General features: G+C 69.2%; 21 protein-coding genes and 1 pseudogene. 14 read left to right on the top strand and 8 right to left on the bottom strand.

Going from position 1 to position 18,916, the window contains the following annotated elements; translation table 11 throughout:
- The first annotated feature begins 127 nt into the window (after window positions 1–127).
- Window positions 128–514, top strand: a complete 387-nt coding sequence (locus RAH40_RS01425; RefSeq protein WP_306600265.1) for a hypothetical protein — start codon at window positions 128–130, stop codon at window positions 512–514.
- Window positions 515–559: 45 nt separating this feature from the next.
- A complete protein-coding gene (locus RAH40_RS01420) occupies window positions 560–1,318 on the top strand; it encodes a C40 family peptidase (RefSeq protein WP_306600264.1) in 759 nt (252 codons plus the stop codon).
- Between the two features lie 284 nt (window positions 1,319–1,602).
- Here the strand turns inward: RAH40_RS01420 and RAH40_RS01415 are convergent, their stop codons facing one another.
- The 4 genes from RAH40_RS01415 to RAH40_RS01400 form a co-directional block, all read right to left on the bottom strand.
- Window positions 1,603–2,352: a sulfite exporter TauE/SafE family protein gene (locus RAH40_RS01415; protein WP_306600263.1), complete on the bottom strand. Its 750-nt coding sequence runs from the start codon at window positions 2,350–2,352 to the stop codon at window positions 1,603–1,605.
- 79 nt (window positions 2,353–2,431) lie between these two features.
- Window positions 2,432–3,019 (bottom strand): peptidylprolyl isomerase, encoded by a 588-nt coding sequence (locus RAH40_RS01410; RefSeq protein WP_306600262.1) that lies wholly within the window; start codon window positions 3,017–3,019, stop codon window positions 2,432–2,434.
- A 22-nt stretch (window positions 3,020–3,041) separates the two neighbouring features.
- On the bottom strand, window positions 3,042–3,413 hold the full coding sequence (locus tag RAH40_RS01405) for a PIN domain-containing protein (protein ID WP_306600261.1): 372 nt from the start codon (window positions 3,411–3,413) through the stop codon (window positions 3,042–3,044).
- Window positions 3,400–3,663, bottom strand: a complete 264-nt coding sequence (locus RAH40_RS01400; protein ID WP_306600260.1) for an AbrB/MazE/SpoVT family DNA-binding domain-containing protein — start codon at window positions 3,661–3,663, stop codon at window positions 3,400–3,402. The genes RAH40_RS01405 and RAH40_RS01400 overlap by 14 nt, the downstream gene beginning before the upstream one ends.
- Window positions 3,664–3,786: 123 nt before the next feature.
- Between RAH40_RS01400 and RAH40_RS01395 the strand changes: the two genes are divergently transcribed.
- Both RAH40_RS01395 and RAH40_RS01390 read left to right on the top strand, forming a co-directional pair.
- Window positions 3,787–4,941, top strand: coding sequence for a 6-phosphofructokinase (locus RAH40_RS01395; protein WP_306600258.1), 1,155 nt, complete (start codon window positions 3,787–3,789; stop codon window positions 4,939–4,941).
- A gap of 160 nt (window positions 4,942–5,101) precedes the next feature.
- On the top strand, window positions 5,102–5,731 hold the full coding sequence (locus tag RAH40_RS01390; protein ID WP_306600257.1) for an energy transducer TonB: 630 nt from the start codon (window positions 5,102–5,104) through the stop codon (window positions 5,729–5,731).
- Here RAH40_RS01390 and RAH40_RS01385 read toward each other — a convergent pair.
- Both RAH40_RS01385 and RAH40_RS01380 read right to left on the bottom strand, forming a co-directional pair.
- Window positions 5,726–6,058, bottom strand: a complete 333-nt coding sequence (locus tag RAH40_RS01385) for a hypothetical protein (protein WP_306600256.1) — start codon at window positions 6,056–6,058, stop codon at window positions 5,726–5,728. The two genes, RAH40_RS01390 and RAH40_RS01385, sit on opposite strands and share 6 nt — an antisense overlap.
- Window positions 6,059–6,084: 26 nt before the next feature.
- The gene (locus RAH40_RS01380) at window positions 6,085–6,597 is read right to left on the bottom strand and encodes an NADPH-dependent FMN reductase (RefSeq protein WP_306600255.1); all 513 of its coding nucleotides are present in this window, start codon (window positions 6,595–6,597) and stop codon (window positions 6,085–6,087) included.
- A gap of 276 nt (window positions 6,598–6,873) precedes the next feature.
- On the opposite strand from RAH40_RS01380, the gene RAH40_RS01375 reads away from it, so the two are divergent.
- The 9 genes and pseudogenes from RAH40_RS01375 to RAH40_RS01335 all read left to right on the top strand — a co-directional run.
- Complete coding sequence (locus RAH40_RS01375) at window positions 6,874–8,454, top strand: acyl CoA:acetate/3-ketoacid CoA transferase (protein WP_306600254.1); 1,581 nt, start codon at window positions 6,874–6,876, stop codon at window positions 8,452–8,454.
- Between the two features lie 18 nt (window positions 8,455–8,472).
- Window positions 8,473–9,630 (top strand): acyl-CoA dehydrogenase family protein, encoded by a 1,158-nt coding sequence (locus tag RAH40_RS01370; protein ID WP_306600253.1) that lies wholly within the window; start codon window positions 8,473–8,475, stop codon window positions 9,628–9,630.
- Window positions 9,630–10,766, top strand: coding sequence for an acyl-CoA dehydrogenase family protein (locus tag RAH40_RS01365; protein WP_306600252.1), 1,137 nt, complete (start codon window positions 9,630–9,632; stop codon window positions 10,764–10,766). The genes RAH40_RS01370 and RAH40_RS01365 overlap by 1 nt, the downstream gene beginning before the upstream one ends.
- 10 nt (window positions 10,767–10,776) lie before the next feature.
- A complete protein-coding gene (locus RAH40_RS01360; protein ID WP_306600251.1) occupies window positions 10,777–11,553 on the top strand; it encodes a hypothetical protein in 777 nt (258 codons plus the stop codon).
- A 10-nt stretch (window positions 11,554–11,563) separates the two neighbouring features.
- Window positions 11,564–12,481, top strand: a complete 918-nt coding sequence (locus RAH40_RS01355; RefSeq protein WP_306600250.1) for an electron transfer flavoprotein subunit alpha/FixB family protein — start codon at window positions 11,564–11,566, stop codon at window positions 12,479–12,481.
- Window positions 12,482–12,484: 3 nt separating this feature from the next.
- Entirely contained in the window at window positions 12,485–13,759 is a 1,275-nt protein-coding gene (locus RAH40_RS01350; RefSeq protein WP_306600249.1) for an FAD-dependent oxidoreductase, read from the top strand.
- Window positions 13,756–14,046 (top strand): ferredoxin family protein, encoded by a 291-nt coding sequence (locus RAH40_RS01345; RefSeq protein WP_306600248.1) that lies wholly within the window; start codon window positions 13,756–13,758, stop codon window positions 14,044–14,046. The genes RAH40_RS01350 and RAH40_RS01345 overlap by 4 nt, the downstream gene beginning before the upstream one ends.
- A 29-nt stretch (window positions 14,047–14,075) precedes the next feature.
- A complete protein-coding gene (locus tag RAH40_RS01340; RefSeq protein WP_306600247.1) occupies window positions 14,076–14,519 on the top strand; it encodes a MaoC family dehydratase in 444 nt (147 codons plus the stop codon).
- Window positions 14,520–14,523: 4 nt separating this feature from the next.
- Window positions 14,524–15,408: pseudogene (locus RAH40_RS01335) on the top strand (LysR substrate-binding domain-containing protein); the annotation flags it as partial.
- 28 nt (window positions 15,409–15,436) lie between these two features.
- On the opposite strand, the gene RAH40_RS01330 reads toward RAH40_RS01335, so the two are convergent.
- Complete coding sequence (locus RAH40_RS01330; protein ID WP_306600246.1) at window positions 15,437–16,096, bottom strand: YkgJ family cysteine cluster protein; 660 nt, start codon at window positions 16,094–16,096, stop codon at window positions 15,437–15,439.
- Between the two features lie 66 nt (window positions 16,097–16,162).
- On the opposite strand from RAH40_RS01330, the gene RAH40_RS01325 reads away from it, so the two are divergent.
- Complete coding sequence (locus RAH40_RS01325) at window positions 16,163–16,552, top strand: response regulator (RefSeq protein WP_306600245.1); 390 nt, start codon at window positions 16,163–16,165, stop codon at window positions 16,550–16,552.
- Here RAH40_RS01325 and RAH40_RS01320 read toward each other — a convergent pair.
- The gene (locus RAH40_RS01320; RefSeq protein ID WP_306600244.1) at window positions 16,497–18,782 is read right to left on the bottom strand and encodes a nitric-oxide reductase large subunit; all 2,286 of its coding nucleotides are present in this window, start codon (window positions 18,780–18,782) and stop codon (window positions 16,497–16,499) included. The genes RAH40_RS01325 and RAH40_RS01320 overlap by 56 nt on opposite strands.
- Window positions 18,783–18,916: the final 134 nt, after the last annotated feature.

Raw genomic sequence — 18,916 nt, 5'->3', positions numbered from 1 at the left:
CCCACCCGCAGGTGCCCGGGAACGCGGCATGCCGGCCGACGACTCCTGGAGGAATCGGTTTGCAATTTCGCTGAAATCGCTACAATTGTGACCGACCAATCATCCGTTTTTCTTCTGAGGAGCACCCATGCTGAAGTCCTTCCGGCTTCCCATCCTTGCCATGTGCGTTTTCGCGGCTCCCCTGGCGGCCCAGGACGCGGAGGCCGCCCTCGCAGCCAAGCTCGTCGGCTCCTGGGAAGGCCGCTGGACCTACGCCGATGCCGGCGGCAAGGCGACCCTGAAGATCACAGCGGCCACCGGGGCCGCCCTCAAGGGCGTGACCAAGTGGTTCGACACCGCAGTGGGCGACTTCGAGGACACCATCAAGAAGACGAAGTTCAAGGGCGCCAAGCTGCAGGTGACCGAGTCGACCATGGACTTCGAGGTCCAGGTCGCGGAGGACGGGAAGACCCTCACCGGCACCTGGGCCTCGCCGGTGGCCTCGGGCCCCTTGACCCTGAAGAAGGTGGACTGAAGGTCCCCCGGGGCAGTCTAGAATCGTTCCATCCCCGGGGAGCGCATGAGTCGCGTCTACGCCATTCTGCTGGCCGGCCTGCTCCTGGCCGGCTGTGCCGCGCCGCGCCCCGTGCCGCCGCGCCCCGCGCCGCCACGACCCGCGCCCGTCAAGCCGGCCCGCCTTGCCCGGGTCGGCTTCACCATCCAGGCCGGAGCCTTCGCGCAGGTGGAGAACGCCTCGCGGCTGGCGGAATCCCTCCAGGCCAAGGGACTGGACGCGGTGTACTACGCGGCGGAGAAGGGACTCTACCGGGTGCGCTTCGGCGACTTCCCCACCCGGGAGGCCGCGCGGCTGCGGGCCGAGGCCCTCAAGGCCGCCGGCGTGATCCAGGCCTTCTACCTCGTGGCGCCGGAGGAGCCCTCCCTGCCGCGGCCCGCGCCCCGGGGAGAGCCGGGCCTGCGCACGAACCTCGTGGACACGGCGGAAACCTACCTGGGCGTGCCCTACCTTTGGGGCGGCACCACGGGCAGAGGCTTCGACTGCAGCGGTCTGGCCATGGCCGTGTACCGCCTCAACGGCCTTCAGCTGCCCCGGAACTCCAGGGACCAGTTCGAGGCCGGGGCCAAGGTGGACAAGCCGTCCCGCGGCGACCTGGTGTTCTTCGCCACGGGCGGCGGGAGCGAGGTGTCCCACGTGGGGATCTACGTGGGCGACGGCGTCTTCATCCACGCCCCTGGCCGCGGGCGGCGCATCGCCCGGGAGCGGCTGGGGGATCCGTACTTCAGGGACAGGTACCTTGGAGCCCGGACTTACCTGGACTGAAGGCTGCCGGCAAACCCCGGGCTTCCTGGACCCAGGATGAAGGGGGCGTTCAAGGCAAGAAGATCCCCATCCATCCCATAAATCCGATTCATCCCGGTTCAGCAGGGCGAGTGCAGGAATGGGTCGGCGAAAGCAGGTACCTTGCGCGCCATCTCATGACTGGCTAGCCCTGCTGAAACCGGGATGAACAGGATTGAGAGGAAAGGGCAGGATAAGGCTTGGCCGGTCCTTTCCTTGGGTTTGCCGCCAGGGCCCGGAATGTGTCAGCAGAAGGGCAGGCCCTCTCAGCGGTACGCCCGGAAAAAGAACGCCGCCGTGATGCCCGCCGTCACCAGGAGCGTGACGGCCCGGATGATGCGCGCCGGCGTCCGGCGGCCCAGCTGCGCGCCCCCGTAGCCTCCCGCGGCCGCGCCGGCGAGCACCACCAGGGCCTCGGGCCAGCGCACCGCATGGGCGAAGGCGAAGATCGCCACGGCCATGAGGTTGGCCGTGCTCACCAGCAGGGTGCGGGGGGCGTTCAGGCTCTTGAAGTCCCGGCCGTCCAGAAGGCCCCAGACGGCCATCATCATGATCCCCACGGCCCCACCGAAATACCCGCCGTAGATCCCCAGCGCGAACTGGACGGGCAGCACCAGGGCGGGCCGGATCCGCCAACGCCGGCGCAGCCGCTCACCCAGGGAGCGCCCGAAGGCCAGGGCCAGGAAGGCCACCAGGAGAAGCCACGGCAGGACCCGGTCGAAGGTCACGGCAGGCGTCACGAGGAGCAGGCCCGCGCCGGCCATGCCCCCCAGGAGCGTCACCACCATCAGGGGGCGCAGGGAAACCGGTCCCACCGGGCCCAGTCCCTCCCGGTAGGCCCAGGCGCTCGTCAGCCCCCCCGGGAACAGGGCCACGGTGCTGGTGACGTTCGCCTGGACGGAAGGCACGCCCGCCGCGATCAGGGCGGGCAGGCTCACGAAGGAGCCGCCCCCCGCCAGGGCGTTCATCGCCCCGGCCGCCAGTCCCGCACCTGCCAGCCCGAGGAATCCGTCCATGCCGCCATGTTACCAAGCGGAGGCGCTCCCTGGGCCGGAAGTCCGTCCCAGGGATCCTCGTTCGCCCGCCTCCGGCCGGCTACTTCTTTTTCGAAGCCTTCTTCTTCACGGGGGCCGGGGCGCCTTCCAGCACCGCGCCCGTGATGACCACGGGGGTCTGGGGACGGTCGCCGGGGAGGGTCTTCACCTCCCGGATCCTGTCCACGGTCTCCATCCCCTCCACCACCTTGCCGAACACGCAGTAGCCCCAGCCGTCCTGGCCGGGGTAGTCCAGGAAGGCGTTGTCCACCGTGTTCACGAAGAACTGCGAGGTGGCGCTGTGGGGGGCGCCGGTGCGGGCCATGGCCACGGTGCCGCGCACGTTGCGCCAGCCCTTCTCCTGGGCCAGCTTGGCCTCGTTCTGGATGGGGGCCTTGGTGGGCTTCTCGGCGCCTTCGGCGGTCATGCCGCCGCCCTGGATCATGAACTTGGCGATGACGCGATGGAAGGTGGTGCCCTTGTAGTGGCCGCTCTTCACGTAGCCCAGGAAGTTGTCCACGGTCTTCGGGGCGGCCTCGGGATCCAGCTCCAGGGTGAAGCTGCCGAGGGTCGTGGTGAACTTGACCTTGGGGTTTGCGGCCAGGGCCGCGACGGCGGCGAGGGCGAAGGCTAGGGTGCGGATGCGCATGGGGGATCTCCGATGGGGCTCATTATGCACCAGGGAATACCGTCCCCGGAATACCGCGCAGTTCCTCCCGCAGCGTGCCCAGGGGCAGATGCCCGGCCTTGCGCGCGGTCTCCAGGGCCATGGCGTCCTCGAAGTCCAGGCCGCCCCGGTAGCCTTCCAGGGCCGCGCGCGGCACGGCGGGATCCTCCATCACCAGGTCCTTGTTGTCCAGGATCATCTCCAGGGCCTCGACCATCCGGGGCCGGGGACGGCCGTGGACGCCCTCCAGGGCGCGCACCGTCTCGGCCAGCACCAGGTGGGAGACCCACACCGGCCCCTCCTCCCGGATGAAGGCCTGGGCGGCCCCGCTCCCGGCGAGGCTGCCCACCAGCAGCGAAGCGTCAGCGGACCGCATGGCGCCTCCTCATGCGTTCCTTGACGCCCTCGAGGAGCTCGGGCCCGGTCTTGTGCAGCACGCCCTCCTGGAGGTCCAGGGCCGTGGCCACGTCGCCCAGCGTGTACTTGCCCACCCGGCGCACCTGGAGGTTCCCGTCCTTGAGCTCCCAGTCGATGTAGTCGCCCGGACCGATGCCGAACTTCTTCATGACGGCCGCAGGGACGGACACCTGGCCCTGGGCCGTGATCCTGGATCGTGCGAGACTCATGCGAACCTCCGAGCGGGTCCAGTGTATCCATTACCGGATTAATGGCCGCCTTTTTGTTCGCATCGGAGACCGTTGGGGTACCATTCAGAAAAACACGGCGCGTCACCTTTCCTGGAGGCACACATGCGAATCGGCGTCCTTACCGGCGGAGGCGACGTTCCTGGCCTCAACCCCTGCATCAAGATGCTGGTGGCCCGGGCCATCGAGGAGGGCTTCGAGGTGGTGGGCATCCGCCGGGGCTGGGCGGGCCTGCTGGAGTACAACCTCGACGACCCCGAGACCCATTCCAGGTGCATCCTGCCGCTGGACAAGTTCAACACGCGCACCGTGGACCGCACCGGCGGCACCTTCCTCCACACCAGCCGCACCAACCCCGGCAAGGTGAGCCTGGGCCGCGTCCCGGACTTCCTCAGGCCCACGCTGACCCCCGACCAGGAGGGCCCCTTCGACTTCACCCCCCACGTGCTCAAGGTCATCGAGAAGCTGGGAATCGACATCCTCATCCCCATCGGCGGGGACGACACGCTGAGCTACGGCGAGCGCATGCACCAGGAGGGCGTGCCCTGCGTGGCCATCCCCAAGACCATGGACAACGACATCTACGGGACCGACTACTGCATCGGCTTCTCCACCGCCGTCACGCGGAGCGTGGAGTTCATCCACCAGCTGCGCACCTCCGCGGGGTCCCACGAGCGCATCGCCATCGTCGAGCTCTTCGGGCGGAATTCGGGCGAGACCTCGCTCCTGGCCTCCTACCTGGCCGGCGTGGACCGCGCCCTCATCAGCGAAGTGCCCTTCGACCCCGTCCGGGTGGCCGAGAAGATCATGTCCGACAAGCGGAGCAACCCAAGCAACTACGCCATGATCACCGTGAGCGAGGGGGCCCACATGATCGGCGGCATCCCGGTGGAGTTCGGCGAGGCCGACGCCTACGGGCACAAGAAGCTCGGCGGCATCGGCAACATCCTGGGCGACGCCCTCAAGAAGCTCACCGGCGAGGACGTGCTGAACCAGCAGGTCTCCTACCTCATGCGCAGCGGCGCCCCGGACAGCCTCGACCTCATGGTGGCCGTGAACTTCGCCAACGTCGCCATCAACATCATCAGGAGCGGGGAGCGCAACCGCCTGGTGGCCCTGCGCAACGGCACCTACACCAGCGTGCCCATGTCCACCCTGACCCAGGGCCTCAAGCGCGTGGACGTGGCGGAACTGTACGACAAGGACAACTACCGTCCCAAGGTGCGCCACGTGGAAGGCAAGCCGATGTTCCTTTATTGAAGGCGCCGCCGGGTTTGTCATCGCAAGGTTAATTTCCGCCCCGCGGCCTTGCCAGCGGCCCCGGGCGGGCTATCGTTCGTCGTGTCTCAAACCCCAGGGAACCGGGGCCGGCATTCCCAAGGTGGACGCGCACCTGTTCCCTCCATTCCTGGAGGTCGCCATGACGAACCTTCCCAGCGAGACCCCCGACCGATCCAAGGCAGGCAACCCTTCCCCGACGCCGGATTCCAGGCAGCCCCATGCCTGGAGCCTCACGACCGCCGTGTTCTGCGGCTTCCTCGGAGGCATCGGCGTGGGCATCCTGGGGATGCTGCCGGTGAGGCAGGCCATCCCCCATGACGATCGCCCGGACGCCGTGGCTCCCACCGGGACGCCTGCGGCCATGGAACCCGTTCCCACCTTCAGGGCGGTGCCCCCCGGGCCGCGGGCCGGCGCCGGCCCCATGCGGATCGAAGGGGTCGCCACCCCGCCGCCCGAACCCGCGGCCAAGGCGGTCCCGAAGGCCACGCCCCTCCAGGCCCTGCTGCTGCCCAAGCCCGACTACCCGGCCCTCGCCAGGAAGGCCGGACTGCAGGGCCCCGTGGACGTGACGCTGACGGTGGGCCCGGAAGGCGTCCCCACCGTGCTTACCACGTCCGGGGCCAACCGGATCCTGGAGAAGGCCGCCCTCGAGGCCGCCACGGAATGCCGCTTCGCCCCCGCCACCCGCGCGGGCAGGCCCGTGCCTGCCACGTTCCTCGTCCATTACGAATTCAGGCTCCATCCGGAACCGGAATCCCGGACCCTATGACCGGACGGTTCCCGCCTTGCACAGGCCCATGCGGTTGAACTGAAGGGTGCGCCGGAGGCCCGTATCCCAGAGGGAGACCTCCCGCACCATCAGCAGCTCCTTCACCAGGTGCGCGGCCTGCGCCCGGGGCACCTCGGCATAGTCGCGCCCGCCGAAGACCAGGTACAGCTTCTCGTCCGTGAAGAACCCGTCCACCTGGCGCTGCACCGCGGCCTCCTCGAATTCGAGGGAAAGGCCCACGAAGGACCACTCCTGGCCGTCCCTGCGGATCCAGTCGACCGATTTCGCAAGTTTCCGCGTGGCGTTCTGGATCGACAGGGTGCCCATGGGTGGCCTCGGGTTGGAGAAGGAGTCTACCGCAGCGCCTCCGCCAGGGAGGACAGGATTCGGCGCAGCGCCGCCGCAAGCTGGGGGTCCGCGGCGATGCCCTCGGCGTCCAGGTTCCGGCCCGTCAGGGGAACCGCGGCCTGGATCACGTTGGCGCCCATGATCCGCAGGGTCTCCGCCAGGGCGGCGTGGGCCAGGGTGGCCTCGGGGCGGGCGTTCACCGCGGCCACGGGCTTGCCGGTCAGTTCGATCCCGCCCACGAGCCAGTCCAGGGCGTTCTTCATCATCCCCGAGACGCCGTGGGCATATTCGGGGCTGCAGATGACGACCGCGTCGCATGCGCCGACACGGTCGCGCCAGGCCTGGACGGCGGGGGGGAGGCCGGCCTCCTCCACGTCCGGGTTGAAGTAGGGGAGCCCGTCCAGGGGCGGGCCGAAGGCCAGCGATACGCCCGGCGGCGCCAGGAGGGCCAGGGCCCGCAGCAGGCGCGTGTTGCTCGATTGGTCCCGGAGACTTCCGGAAACGGCCAGCAGGTTCATGGAAGGATTCTGCCCGATCTTTCCCTGGTCGGGGTGGTTCTCCCGGCACTGAAATAAGACGTTGCACGTCTTAGACGTTTTGCGTCTGGTTTCATGGAAACAAAGTATTTGAGGACCTATTGGTCAGGATATAACTTCAACATGCAGTCCGTGAGAACCGATTCACTTCTCCGCTTCTCACCGCCCCACCCTTCAGGGCCTACGGCGACCGGGATTCCCGGCGGTGAAGGGCCCGCCGGGGGCCTGTCCCGAAACCCGACCCGAGGAACCCATCCCATGACCAAGGTCATCCAGGCAGATCAAGTGGCGGCGCTCATCCGCGATGGCGCGACCCTGGGCGCCAGCGCGATCACCCTGTCGGGGTGGCCCGAAGCGGTGGCCCTGGGCATCGAGGCGAGCTTCCTGGCCTCCGGCCACCCCGCGGACCTCACCCTGGTCCACTCGACGGGCATCGGGAACTGGAAGGACAAGGGCACGAACCACTTCGCCCACAAGGGCCTCATCGGGCGCTGGATCGGGGGCCACACGGGCCTCTCCCCGGACATGGCCCGCATGATCATCGACGGCGAGATGGAGGGCCACTGCCTGCCCCAGGGCGTGCTCTGCCAGCTGTGGCGGGAGGTCGCCGCCCACCACCCGGGGGTCGTGTCGAAGATCGGCCTGGGCACGTTCGTGGATCCCCGCCTGGAGGGCGGGAAGATGAACAAGGCCACCACCCGGGACCGAGTGAAGGTCATCCGGTTCGAGGGGGAGGAGTGGCTGCTCTACCCCTCCATCCCCGTGGACGTGGCGATCATCCGCGCGTCCACCGCCGACGAGGACGGCAACCTCACCATGGAGGACGAGGGCGTCCTCATGGAGGCCCTGCCCCTGGCCCAGGCCGCCCGCAACAGCGGCGGCATCGTGATCGCCCAGGTGGAGCGCGTGGTGCCCCGTGGCACCCTGCACCCCAAGAGCGTGCGCGTGCCGGGGGTGCTGGTGGACCACCTCGTGGTGGCCCAACCCGAGCACCACTGGCAGTCCGCGGGCACCTACAGGAACCCCGCCTTCTCCGGCGACCTGCGGATCCCCCTGGACGCCATCCCCGAGCTGCCCCCGGACGAGCGTCTCGTCATCGCCCGCCGCGCGGCCATGGAGCTGACTCCCGGCTCCGTCGTCAACCTGGGCATCGGCGTTCCCGACGGCGTGGCCATCGTCGCCGCCCAGGAGGGCGCCTCCGACCTGCTCACCCTCACCACGGAACTCGGCGCCATCGGCGGGGTTCCCGCCGGCGGCCGGAACTTCGCCATGTCCTTCAACGCCGACGTCTTCATCGAGCACCAGGCGATGTTCGACTGGTACGACGGCGGCGGCCTGGACCAGGCCTTCCTGGGCGCAGGCGAAGTGGACCGCCACGGCAACGTGAACGTCAGCAAGTTCAGCGGGCGCTGCGTGGGCTGCGGCGGGTTCATCAACATCTCCCAGGCGACCCGGAAGGTGGTCTTCTGCAGCAGCTTCACCGCCGGGGGCCTGGAGGTGGGCGTCGACGCGGGCCGCCTCGTGATCCACCGGGAGGGCCGCAGCCGGAAGTTCGTGAGGGACGTGGAGCAGGTGACCTTCAGCGGCGCCTACGCGGCCTCGACGGGCCAGTCCGTGCTCTACGTCTCCGAGCGCGCCGTCTTCGAACTGGTGGGCGGCGTGCTCACCCTCACGGAGATCGCCCCGGGCGCGGACCTGGAGCGGGACATCCTCGGCCAGATGGACTTTACTCCCGACGTATCACCCAATCTCAAGCTGATGCCAGCCGAGCTCTTCCACGCAACGTGGGGCGGACTGCGCGCGCACCTCGAAACCCGGCCGGAACCGGCCTTCGCATAAAGGAAAGGTGGATCCAGAATGAGCATCCTCACCCCTGAGAAACGCCAGATCCTCGAGGAGACGAAAGCCTTCGTCGCCAGGGAGATCATCCCCAACGCCGCCAGGTACGACAAGACCGGCGAGTTCCACCCGTACCTCCTGGAGTCGGCCCGCGACAGCAAGATCTTCGCCATGGCCGTGCCGAAGGCGTTCGGCGGCCTGGACTACGACGCCCATACCCAGGCCCTGATCCTGGAAGCCTGGGGCTACGGCTGCGCTGGCATGGGCACCACGCTCGCCGCCAGCGTCCTGGCCATGGACTCGGTCCTGGTGGCCGGCAACGAGGAGCAGAAGAAGCGGTTCTTCGACCCCATGGTGCGCGGCGAGATCGGCTCCTTCGGCCTCACCGAGCCCAATGCCGGCTCCGACGCCGGCAACGGCAAGACCACCGCCATCAAGGACGGCGACAGCTACGTCCTCAACGGCAGCAAGTGCTGGATCACCAACGGCGGCTACGCCACCGTGTTCGTGATCTACGCCCTCACCGACCCCGCCAAGGGCATGAAGGGCCTCTCCGCCTTCATCGTGGAGAAGGGCCTGCCGGGCTTCACCATCGGCACCGTGGACCACAAGCTGGGCATCCGCTCCTCCAACACGGTCGAGCTCCTCTTCAAGGACGTGCGCATCCCCGCCGCCAACCTCCTGGGCGCGGAAGGCGAAGGCATGAAGGTGGCCATGAAGACCCTGGACCTGGCCCGTCCCGCCATCGCCGCCCTGGCCCTGGGCATCGCCCAGCGCACCCTGGACGAGTGCGTCAAGCACCTGCAGGCGAAGTTCCCCGACCCCAAGGTCCAGCCCGGCCAGACCCTGCAGTTCAAGCTGGCCGACATGCGCATCGAGATCGAGGAAGCCCGCGAGCTGCTTCACCACACCATGAACCTGCGCGACGCCGGCCTTCCCTTCTCCGTGGAGTCCGCCATGACCAAGACCTCCTGCGCGGACAAGGCCATGCGCATCTCGGCCCAGGCAGTGCAGCTCATGGGCGCCTACGGCTACACCTCCGGGATCGCCAAGCTCATGCGCGACGCCAAGATCATGCAGATCTACGAAGGGACGAACCAGATCCAGCGCCTCGTGATCTCCCGCGCCGTCCTGACGCCCCCCAAACCCGCCGCGGCCCAGAAAGGTGGCAACTGATGAGCATCCAACTGACCGAAGAACAGCAGCTGATCGGGCAGAGCGCCCGCGAGTTCGCCAAGGAGTACCTCGAGCCCATCGTCGTCGACATGGACCACACCGGCGCCTTCCCCGCGGACGCGGTGAAGCAGCTGGCCGCCCATGACTTCCTGGGCCTCTTCCTCCCGGGGGAGCACGGCGGCGCCGAAGCCGGCTTCGTGAGCTTCGTGGAGGTGGTGGAGACCCTGTCGCGCACCAGCGCGGCCACGGCCTCCATCCTCGTGAACCACGCGGTGGCCGCCTACGCCATCAACCGCTGGGGCGACGCCGCGCAGAAGCGCGCCTACCTCCCCGCCCTGGCCTCGGGCGAGACCCTGGGCGCCTTCGCCGTCTACGAGCACGGCCCCACCCCCGGCGTGGGCCCCGACGCCCTCATGGCCACGCGCCAGCCCGAGGGATGGGTGCTCAAGGGCACCAAGGCCTTCGTGCGCAACGCGGGCGTGGCCAAGGTCCACGTGGTCGTGGCCTGCGTCGATCCCGCCGCGGGAGCCAAGGGCCTGGCCGCCTTCATCGTCCCCGCCGGCGTCTCCGGCCTGGCCGTGGGCGTCCCGGCCGAGACCATGGGCCTGAAGGGCTGCCCCGTGGCCGACCTGATCTTCGACAACGTCATCCTCCAGGACGCCGACCTGCTGGGCAAGCTCAGCGACGGCAAGGCCCTGGTCGAAGAGACGCTGGCCGTGGCCTCCGTGGCCGAGGCCGCCCAGACCGTGGGCATCGGCCAGGCCGCCGTCGAGCACGCCGCCGCCTACGCCAAGACCCGCGTCCAGTTCGGCCGGCCCATCGCGGCCCTCCAGGCCATCCAGACCCTCCTGGCCGAGACCGCCACCGATTGCCACCTGGCCCGCCTGGGCCTGCGGGTCGCCGCCGGGCTCATCGAGTCCGGCGAGCCCTTCCTGGTCGAGGCCGCCATGGTCAAGGCCTTCCTGGCGCGCTTCGGCAACAGGTTCCTGATCGACACCGTCCAGGTGGAAGGCGGCTTCGGGTACTCCGAGTTCATGCCCCTGCCCCGCCTCTTCCGCGACATCGCCGGCACCACCCTGCTGGAAGCCCCCGCCCAGTTCCCCGACGGGACCATCGCCGCAGCCCTGCTGGCCTGAGGACAACGCCATGCCGAACATTCTCGTCTGCTACAAGTGGGTCCTCGACGAGCAGGACATCAAGGTCCGGCCCGACGACCTCAGCCTCGACACCTCCCGCGCCAAGGGCAAGATCAGCGATTTCGACCGCAACGCCATCGAGGCCGCCAGCCTCCTGGTGGAGGCCCAGGGGGGCAACGTGGACGCCCTGTCCTACGGCACCCAGGCCCTCAAGCTGTCCGTGAAGGACGTCCTCTCCCGCGGGCCCAACAAGCTCAACTGGATCGGGGACGCCTCGGCGGAGGGCGCCGACGCCTTCGTGGTCGCCAACGTCCTGGCCGCCGCCATCCGCAGGACCGGGCCCTACGACCTGATCCTCTGCGGCGAGGGCAGCTCCGACATGTTCTTCCAGCAGACTCCGGCCCGCCTCGCGGCCCTGCTCGGCCTGCCCTGCGTCACCTTCGTCCAGAAGATGACCTGGGCGGACGGGGTGCTCACGGCCACCCGCAAGCTCCCCGACTGCACCGAGGAGGTCCGGGTCGCCGGCCCCGCGGTGGTGAGCGTGCTCGGCGAGATGAACAAGCCGCGCATCCCCTCCCTCAAGCAGGTGCTGGGAGCCTCGAAGAAGCCCAGCGAGGAGCTGCCCATGTCCAGCCTCGGCCTCGCCCCCGAGGACCTGGCGCCCCGGGCCGTTCGCAGGACCCCCAAGGGCTTCCTGATGAACCGCCGGAACATCGTCTACAAAGAGAGCGACGCGGCGGCCAACGTCGCCCAGCTCGTCGCCAGCCTCAAAGCCGAAGGCCTGTAAGGAGCCCCCCATGGCAGGAATTTTCGTTTTCTCGGAAGATCCCGCGCTGGCGCGGCAGCTGCTGACGCCCGGCCTGGAGCTGAAGGCGGCCCTGGGGCAGCCCCTCGTGGCCCTCACCCAGTCTCCGGCCGAGGCGCAGGCGCTCGCCGGGCTCGGCGCCGACCGCGTCATCGTCCTCAAGGGCGCCGGCACCCCCGAGGCCCTGGCTCCGGCCGTGGCCTCCCTGGTGGCCCAGGCAGGCGTCGTCCTGGTGGGCGGCACCCTGCGCGGCAAGCACCTCGCCGCGCACGTGGCCGCGGCCCTCAAGGCCGGGCTCACCACCGACGCCAAGACGCTGCGCGCCGAAGGCGGCCGGCTGGAGACCACCCGCATCCTCTACGGGGGCCTGGCGGTGTGCGAGGAATCCCTGGCGCTTCCCGCCGTCGCCACCGTCCCCCAGCGCACCTTCCTGCCCCCGGCGCCAGCCGGGGCCGCGGCCGCGGTGGAGACGATCGACGTCGCCGCCGATGCCCGGGTCGAAGTGCTCTCCTCGACCCCCGTGGCCGGCGAGGGCGTGGACATCGGCGCCGCCACGCGCCTGGTCTCGGTGGGCCGGGGCTTCGGCGCCCGGGCCGACCTGGACCTGGCCGTGGACCTGGCCGGGGCGCTCAAGGCCGAGCTGGCCTGCACCCGCGGCATCGCCGAGGACGAGCACTGGCTCCCCGTGGAGCGCTACATCGGCATCAGCGGCCAGACCGTGAAGCCCGAGCTCTACGTGGCCGCCGGCCTCTCGGGGCAGGTGCAGCACATGGTCGGCTGCCGGGAATCCAAGATCATCGTCGCCATCAACAAGGATGAGCGGGCGCCCATCTTCGAGGCCGCGGACTACGGCATCGTGGGCGACCTCTACACCGTGCTGCCGCTGCTGACAGCGGCCCTCAAGGCCTGAGCCATGTCCGACGACTCCTTTGACGTGATCGTGGCGGGCGCCGGCCCCGCGGGTTCGGCCTGCGCCTACGCCCTGGCCCGGGAGGGGAAGAACGTCCTCCTCCTCGAGCGGGGCGACTCCGCAGGCGCCAAGAACGTGAGCGGAGGGCGGCTCTACACCTACGCCCTGGAGCTCCTGGAGCCCGGCATGTACCTGCGGGCGCCCCTGCAGCGCCGGATCGTGCGCGAGCAGGTGATGCTGGTGGAGGGCCGGCGCGCCACCACCCTCGACGCCGCCGACCCCGCCTGGGGCGAGGGCGTTCCCCAGTCCCATTCCGTGGTGCGCGCGTCCCTGGACGAATGGTTCGCCTCCGAGGCCGAAGGCGCCGGCGCCGTGTTCGCCAGCGGCATGCGCGTGGACGGCCTCATCGAGGAGAACGGCCGCATCGTGGGCATCCGCGTCGGCGAGGACGAGATGCGCGCGGGCGTGGTGGTCGCCGCCGACGGCGTCAATTCCCTCCTGGCCCAGCAGGCCGGGCTCTTCCCGGACGTGGAGGCCCGCGCCGTGGGCGTGGGCGTCAAGGAGACCATCGAGCTCCCCGACTCCGTCATCAACGCCCGGTTCGGCGTCTCGAACGAGGAGGGCGTGGCCCGGGTGGCCATCGGCTGCACCGAGGGCATTTCCGGAGGCGGGTTCCTCTACACCAACAAGGGCAGCCTGTCGCTGGGCATCGTCTTCAACCCGGAGCAGGCCGCCGCCAACGGCCGCCAGATCCAGGAGATCTTCCAGGACTTCAAGGAACAGCCCGGAATCGCCGCTCTCATCGACGGCGGCACCAGCGTCGAGTACGGCGCGCACCTGGTGCCGGAGATCGGCTACCACGGCATCCCCAAGCGGCTCCACCGCGAGGGGATGCTGGTCATCGGCGACGCGGCCCAGTTCGGCATCAACACGGGCCTCGTGATCCGGGGCATGGACCTGGCCATCGTCAGCGGCCTCGCCGCGGCCCGGGCCATCCTCAAGGAAGGGACCCCCACGGGCCCGGCCTACATGGCGGAACTGGAGGAGCTCGCGCTCCTGCCCACCATGCGGGCCTACGCGGAATTCCACGGCATCTTCGGCATCTCCCGGATCTTCAGGGAGTATCCCGCCCTGGCCAACCAGGCCCTGGGCTTCCTGTTCAACGTGGACGGCAAGGTGCCGCCGCCGATGCTGAAGAAGCTCCTTTCCGTGGTGAAGGAGAACGTCACGTTCAGGCAGCTGGCGGCCGACGCCTGGAAGGGGTATCGCAGCGTATGAGCATCAAGCGACTCAGTCCCGAAGAGCTTCTCGGCCTCGACCGCTTCAACGTGGACGAGGGCAATCCCCACATCATCGTGGAGAAGGCCCGGTGCGCAGTGTGCGCACCGCGGCCCTGCGTCACCGTCTGTCCCGCGCGCTGCTACCGGCTCAAGGACGGGCAGGTGGCCTTCGACTACGCGGGCTGCCTGGAATGCGGCACCTGTCGCGTAGTATGCAAGGACAAGGGCGTCACCAGCTGGACCTACCCGCGGGCATCGTTCGGAATCACCTTCCGCTGCAGTTGAACCCCCCGCACTTCCCAAGGAGAGACATCATGGAAACCACCACCGCCGCCCCCGTGTTTGAAGTGGGCCAGGCCTGCACCTACTCCCAGGTCATCGACGACAGGCTCGTGCGCGCCTTCGCCGACCTCAGCGGCGACCACAACGCCATCCACGTGGACGACGCCGTCGCCGCCACCAGCCGCTTCGGCCAGCGCATCGCCCACGGCGCGATCCTCTTCGGGATCGTCTCCAAGGTCCTGGGCATGGACATGCCCGGCGTGGGCACGGTGTACCTCAACCAGACCTGCAACTTCAAGCTGCCCGTCTTCATCGGCGACACCGTCACCCTGAACGCCTCCATCATCGAGATCCTGCCCAAGAGCATCGCCCGCATCTCGACCGTCATCACCAAGCAGACCGGTGAGGTGGTCATGGACGGCGTGGCCGAAGTGAAGCTCCCCGGCTGGCTCTTCAAGGCGCCCCGGATCTCATAATTGGATGTCCGGCACGCTGGTTGAGGTAGAATTGCCCGGTTACCTTCCGAAAACGCACCACCCGGAACAGACCATGGAATTCCGCCTTCTCCGCTACTTCGTCGCCGTCGCAGAGGAGCTGAACGTGACCCGGGCCGCCGAGCGGTTGCACACGTCGCAGCCCTCGCTCAGCCAGCAGATCCGTCAGCTCGAAGGGATCGTCGGAGCCCCGCTTTTCCTGCGCGAGAAGCACCGGCTCACCCTGACGGCTACGGGACGCACCTTCCTTCCGGCGGCCCGGGACATCCTGGCCGCCGTGGAGGAGGCCCTGGCCGAGGCCCGCGCCTCCGCCCGGGACGAGGTGGGCACCCTGGCCCTGGGCATGATCATGGGGCCCGAGGGGCTCGTGCTCTCGAACCTCCTGCCCCGGCTCATGCGCAAGGCCCCGGAAGTCCACCTCAAGCTGCGCACCATGACCGCCCCGGAGCAGGTCCTGGCGCTCCAGAGGCGCGAGATCATGGCGGGCTTCACCCGCGGGCCCATCGAGGGCGACGACATCGTCGCCGAAATCTACATCCAGGAGCGGGTGGTCGTGGTGATCCCCGAGACCTGTGAGCTGGCCAGGCTGGAGCGGGTGCCCCTGGAGGCGCTGACCCGCATGCCCCTGGTGTCCATCTCGGACAAGATCGCCCCCGCGGTGGCCGCGCTCACGGGGCGGCTGGAGCGGCTGGGCGGCGTCACCTTCGCCAAGGGCCTGGTCACCGAGAGCCTGATGACCTCCATGAACGCCGTGGCCTCGGGGATGGGGTTCTGCTTCTTCTCGGAGTACGTGGGCGAAGTGGCGCCAAAGGGCGTGGTCACGCGGCCCATCGACCTGGACCCCTCGCCAACGCTGGACCTGCTCTTCGCCTACCGCAGGGACGCCCAGTCCGAAGCCCTCAGGAGCCTGGTGGCGGTGGTGCAGGAGAGCTCCCCCTACCGCGTTCAAGGGCGTGGGCCAGATGCCGGCCCGCCGGCGGCGGCGGGTCTCCCTCCGCGTCCAGGGTCAGCGCCGCCGACACCACCACCTCCGCGTAGGGGTTGATCACCGCCGTGATGCGGGTGGCGAGGTCGCCGCCGCGGCAGAACTCCGGATCGCTGGCCACGAGGACGGCCCGGCAGATGGCGGGCCGGTCCGGGTAGACGCCGCAGGCGCCGTCCGGCCCCAGGAAGACGCAGGAGGCCTCCTCCCGAGGCCTTCCGATGAAGTCCGACGGGGAGGTCCAGTGCCGCTGGGCTTCCAGCCGGAAGGGATCGGGCCCGGCGCCGGAGGCGGCCAGAAGCTCCGCCTCGTCCCGGGTGACGCCCACCCACAGCCGGCAGCAGTGGGCGCAGCCCCGGCCGCAGCGCACCTGGGCGACGACCTCCGGCTTCAGGGCCGCGAAGCGGGCCTGGGCCGCGTCCACGCGCCGGTGGACCTCCCGGGCCCGCCCGGCGCCCGGGGGCAGGCTCCGCAGGTCCTCGACCTCCCTGGCCAGGGCGCGCAGGGCTTCGGCCCGCGCCTCCTGCCCGAGGCCGGACAGGAAATGGTCGAAGGCTTTGGTCGTGCGGTAGTCCATGGTCCCCTGATGCTCCCAGGCCTTTGCGGAATCGTCCATTGGATGAAAGTAATATAGAATTCGCTCATGACCAAAGTGCTGCTGATCGACGACAGCTCCTTCTTCCGGAAGGTGGTGCGCGGCTTCCTCGAGGAGGACGGCTTCGAGGTCGAGGACTTCCTGCCCCTCTCGGCGCTGGAGGTCCTGGAGAAGGCCAGGGCCTTCCTCCCCGACCTGGTGGTCACGGACTACAACATGCCCCATGTGGACGGCATGGAGGTGCTCCGCATGATCCGCCGCCACGCGGCCTCCCTTCCCGTGGTCGTGCTCACCGCGAGCCGGGATCCGGAGCGGGAGGCCCGCCTCAAGGCGCTCGACCCGGTCTGGGTGCTGCACAAGCCCATGAAGGGCGAGGATATCGTCATGGCCGTGAAGGCGATCGCGGCGAGGCCGGCTCCCGGTCCAGGACCAGCCTGAGCGTGGCCCAGGCCAGGGGCAGCGCGCCCGCCAGCAGGAAGGTCATGTCCGCGACGATGCGTACCCATTCCAGGGTGTGGAAGGTGCCGGACATGAGGTAGGTGAGCCTGCGCGCGTGCCAGTAGCCGTTGGCCAGGGAGTCCCACAGCTGCAGCACGCCTGCGGGGAACAGGTCCAGGAGGATCATGAGGGCCAGGCCCACGTTCAGCCCCCAGAAGCCCACCCGGATCAGCCCCTCGACGCGGGCCCAGGCGCGGTCCGAGCGCAGGGAGCGCAGGCAGAAGAACACCACCGCCAGGGCCAGCATGCCGAAGACCCCGAACATGGCCGCGTGGCCGTGGTTGGGCGTGAGGGTGGTGCCCACCTCGAAGTAGGAGACGATGGGAAGGTTGATGAGGAACCCGAAGACTCCGGCCCCCACGAAGTTCCAAACGCCCACGGCGATGAGGAAGCGGATGGGCCACACGTGCTTCGAGCCCAGGGGCAGGTCGCAGTCGTCGCAGACCGTGTCCTGGAGCCGGATGAAGTCCCAGGCGTCCAGGGTGAGCAGGGTGAGGGGCACCACCTCCAGGGCGGAAAAGCATGCCGCGAGGCCCATGTTCAGGGTGCCCTGGCCGGTGAAGTACCAGTGGTGCCCGGTGCCCACGATGCCCCCGACCAGGTACAGGATGCCGTCGAGGTACACCAGCCGCGTGGCGGCCAGCTCCTTGATGAGGCCCATCTGGACGAACATCACCGCGACCATGACGGTGGCGAACAGTTCGAAGAAGCCCTCCACCCAGAGATGGATGATCCAGAAGCGCCAGTTGTCGATCACGGCGAAGTTGGTGTGGGGCCCGTAGAAGAGCGCCGGCACGTAGAAGAGGGGGATGGCCACCGCCGCCACCAGGAAGAGGCTGGGCAGCTCCCCCTTCCCCCGGCCCATGGCGGGCCGCAGGGCCCGGAACATGAGCCACAGCCAGAAGATGAGTCCCGCCGCCAGCAGCACCTGCCAGAAGCGCCCCAGGTCCAGGTACTCGCTGCCCTGGTGGCCGAACCAGAACCAGAGGCTTCCCAGCCGGTCGTTGATGCCCAGGTACTCCCCGCCCAGGCTGCCGAAGACCACCAGGGCCAGGGCCGCCAGCAGGACCAGGACGCCCGTCTTCTGCCCGCGGGGCTCCGCGCCGCCCACCAGGGGCGCCAGGAAGAGGCCTCCGGCCACCCACGAGGTGGCGATCCAGAAGATGGCCAGCTGCAGGTGCCAGGTGCGCGCCAGGGTGTAGGGCAGGTACTTGGCCAGGTCGAAGCCGTAGAAGGCGCCGGGCTCCACCCGGTAGTGGGCGATGGCGCCGCCCAGGGCGGCCTGCCCCAGGAAGAGCAGCATCACCACCAGGAAGTAGAGCCCCAGGGCCCTCTGGCTGGACGTGGGGACCCAGCCCTGGAGCGCCCCGGCCGACCCGCGGTGGCTGCCCGCGCCGCCGCCCCAGCCCAGGTAGTCGAACTTCCCGAAGACGAAGAGGATGAGCCCGAGCCCGCCCAGGAGCGTCACGAGGCTCATGGCGCTCCACAGGTAGGCCGAGCTGGTGGGGAGGTTGCCCACCAGGGGTTCGTAGGGCCAGTTGTTGGTGTAGGAGTAGTCCGTGCCGGGCCGGGTGGCCACGGTGGCCCAGGCGGCCCAGGCGAAGAAGTCGTTGAGCCGGCGCAGCTCCGCGTCGTTCCGGATGTAGCCCGCTGGCAGGCCCGGGGCGGGGTCCAGGCCCGAGAAGTAGTCGCGCCATTCCCCGGCCTGGACCTCGTGGGCCCGCGCCTCCGGAGCCGTGAAGACGAGGGTTCCCCCGTCGTAGCGGTTCTGGCGCAGCATGAGCTTCAGGCGCTCCCCCAGGCCGGGGGCGGCGTCCGGCGGCACCTCGGCGAAGTTCTTCCCGAAACGCTCCTGGGCCAGGGTGTCCCGGCCGATCTCGGCAAGGCGGTGGAGGTACTCCGCCGAGTAGTCCGGCCCCAGGTAGGCCCCGTGGCCCCACAGCGTCCCGTGCTCCATGAGGCCGTACTTGAAGAACACCCCCTGCCCCGCCCGGATGTCGTCGCCCGTGAAGAGCACGCGTCCCGTGGCGTCCACCACCCGGTCCGGAATGGGCGGAGCCCCCGCGTAGGTCTTGACGGTGACGAGGCTCAGCAGGCTGAAGCCCGCGATCATCACCAGCAGGACGGCGATCCTCCACCACGGGGAGAGGGTCTTGGCTTCCTGGGACACAGGCACCTCCGGAGGCTGGGCAGATTCCCTTGGGATCCCAGGCGATCGACGATACCCCTTCTGCGATTGAGACACAACCGCCAATATTCAATGAATTACGAATTACGTGCAAGGCGGAGGTGCCGTCACGTCCA

Source organism: Geothrix sp. 21YS21S-2, from assembly GCF_030846775.1.
GTDB lineage: Bacteria > Acidobacteriota > Holophagae > Holophagales > Holophagaceae > Mesoterricola.
The sequence above is the reverse complement of the archived record's forward strand: the minus strand, read 5'-3'. Positions and strand labels throughout refer to the sequence as shown.

Coding starts and splice junctions, on each gene's coding strand:
- RAH40_RS01425 (WP_306600265.1), top strand. CDS start 128: ATGCTGAAGTCCTTCCGGCTTCCCATCCTTGCCATGTGCGTTTTCGCG.
- RAH40_RS01420 (WP_306600264.1), top strand. CDS start 560: ATGAGTCGCGTCTACGCCATTCTGCTGGCCGGCCTGCTCCTGGCCGGC.
- RAH40_RS01415 (WP_306600263.1), bottom strand. CDS start 2,352: ATGGACGGATTCCTCGGGCTGGCAGGTGCGGGACTGGCGGCCGGGGCG.
- RAH40_RS01410 (WP_306600262.1), bottom strand. CDS start 3,019: ATGCGCATCCGCACCCTAGCCTTCGCCCTCGCCGCCGTCGCGGCCCTG.
- RAH40_RS01405 (WP_306600261.1), bottom strand. CDS start 3,413: ATGCGGTCCGCTGACGCTTCGCTGCTGGTGGGCAGCCTCGCCGGGAGC.
- RAH40_RS01400 (WP_306600260.1), bottom strand. CDS start 3,663: ATGAGTCTCGCACGATCCAGGATCACGGCCCAGGGCCAGGTGTCCGTC.
- RAH40_RS01395 (WP_306600258.1), top strand. CDS start 3,787: ATGCGAATCGGCGTCCTTACCGGCGGAGGCGACGTTCCTGGCCTCAAC.
- RAH40_RS01390 (WP_306600257.1), top strand. CDS start 5,102: ATGACGAACCTTCCCAGCGAGACCCCCGACCGATCCAAGGCAGGCAAC.
- RAH40_RS01385 (WP_306600256.1), bottom strand. CDS start 6,058: ATGGGCACCCTGTCGATCCAGAACGCCACGCGGAAACTTGCGAAATCG.
- RAH40_RS01380 (WP_306600255.1), bottom strand. CDS start 6,597: ATGAACCTGCTGGCCGTTTCCGGAAGTCTCCGGGACCAATCGAGCAAC.
- RAH40_RS01375 (WP_306600254.1), top strand. CDS start 6,874: ATGACCAAGGTCATCCAGGCAGATCAAGTGGCGGCGCTCATCCGCGAT.
- RAH40_RS01370 (WP_306600253.1), top strand. CDS start 8,473: ATGAGCATCCTCACCCCTGAGAAACGCCAGATCCTCGAGGAGACGAAA.
- RAH40_RS01365 (WP_306600252.1), top strand. CDS start 9,630: ATGAGCATCCAACTGACCGAAGAACAGCAGCTGATCGGGCAGAGCGCC.
- RAH40_RS01360 (WP_306600251.1), top strand. CDS start 10,777: ATGCCGAACATTCTCGTCTGCTACAAGTGGGTCCTCGACGAGCAGGAC.
- RAH40_RS01355 (WP_306600250.1), top strand. CDS start 11,564: ATGGCAGGAATTTTCGTTTTCTCGGAAGATCCCGCGCTGGCGCGGCAG.
- RAH40_RS01350 (WP_306600249.1), top strand. CDS start 12,485: ATGTCCGACGACTCCTTTGACGTGATCGTGGCGGGCGCCGGCCCCGCG.
- RAH40_RS01345 (WP_306600248.1), top strand. CDS start 13,756: ATGAGCATCAAGCGACTCAGTCCCGAAGAGCTTCTCGGCCTCGACCGC.
- RAH40_RS01340 (WP_306600247.1), top strand. CDS start 14,076: ATGGAAACCACCACCGCCGCCCCCGTGTTTGAAGTGGGCCAGGCCTGC.
- RAH40_RS01330 (WP_306600246.1), bottom strand. CDS start 16,096: ATGGACTACCGCACGACCAAAGCCTTCGACCATTTCCTGTCCGGCCTC.
- RAH40_RS01325 (WP_306600245.1), top strand. CDS start 16,163: ATGACCAAAGTGCTGCTGATCGACGACAGCTCCTTCTTCCGGAAGGTG.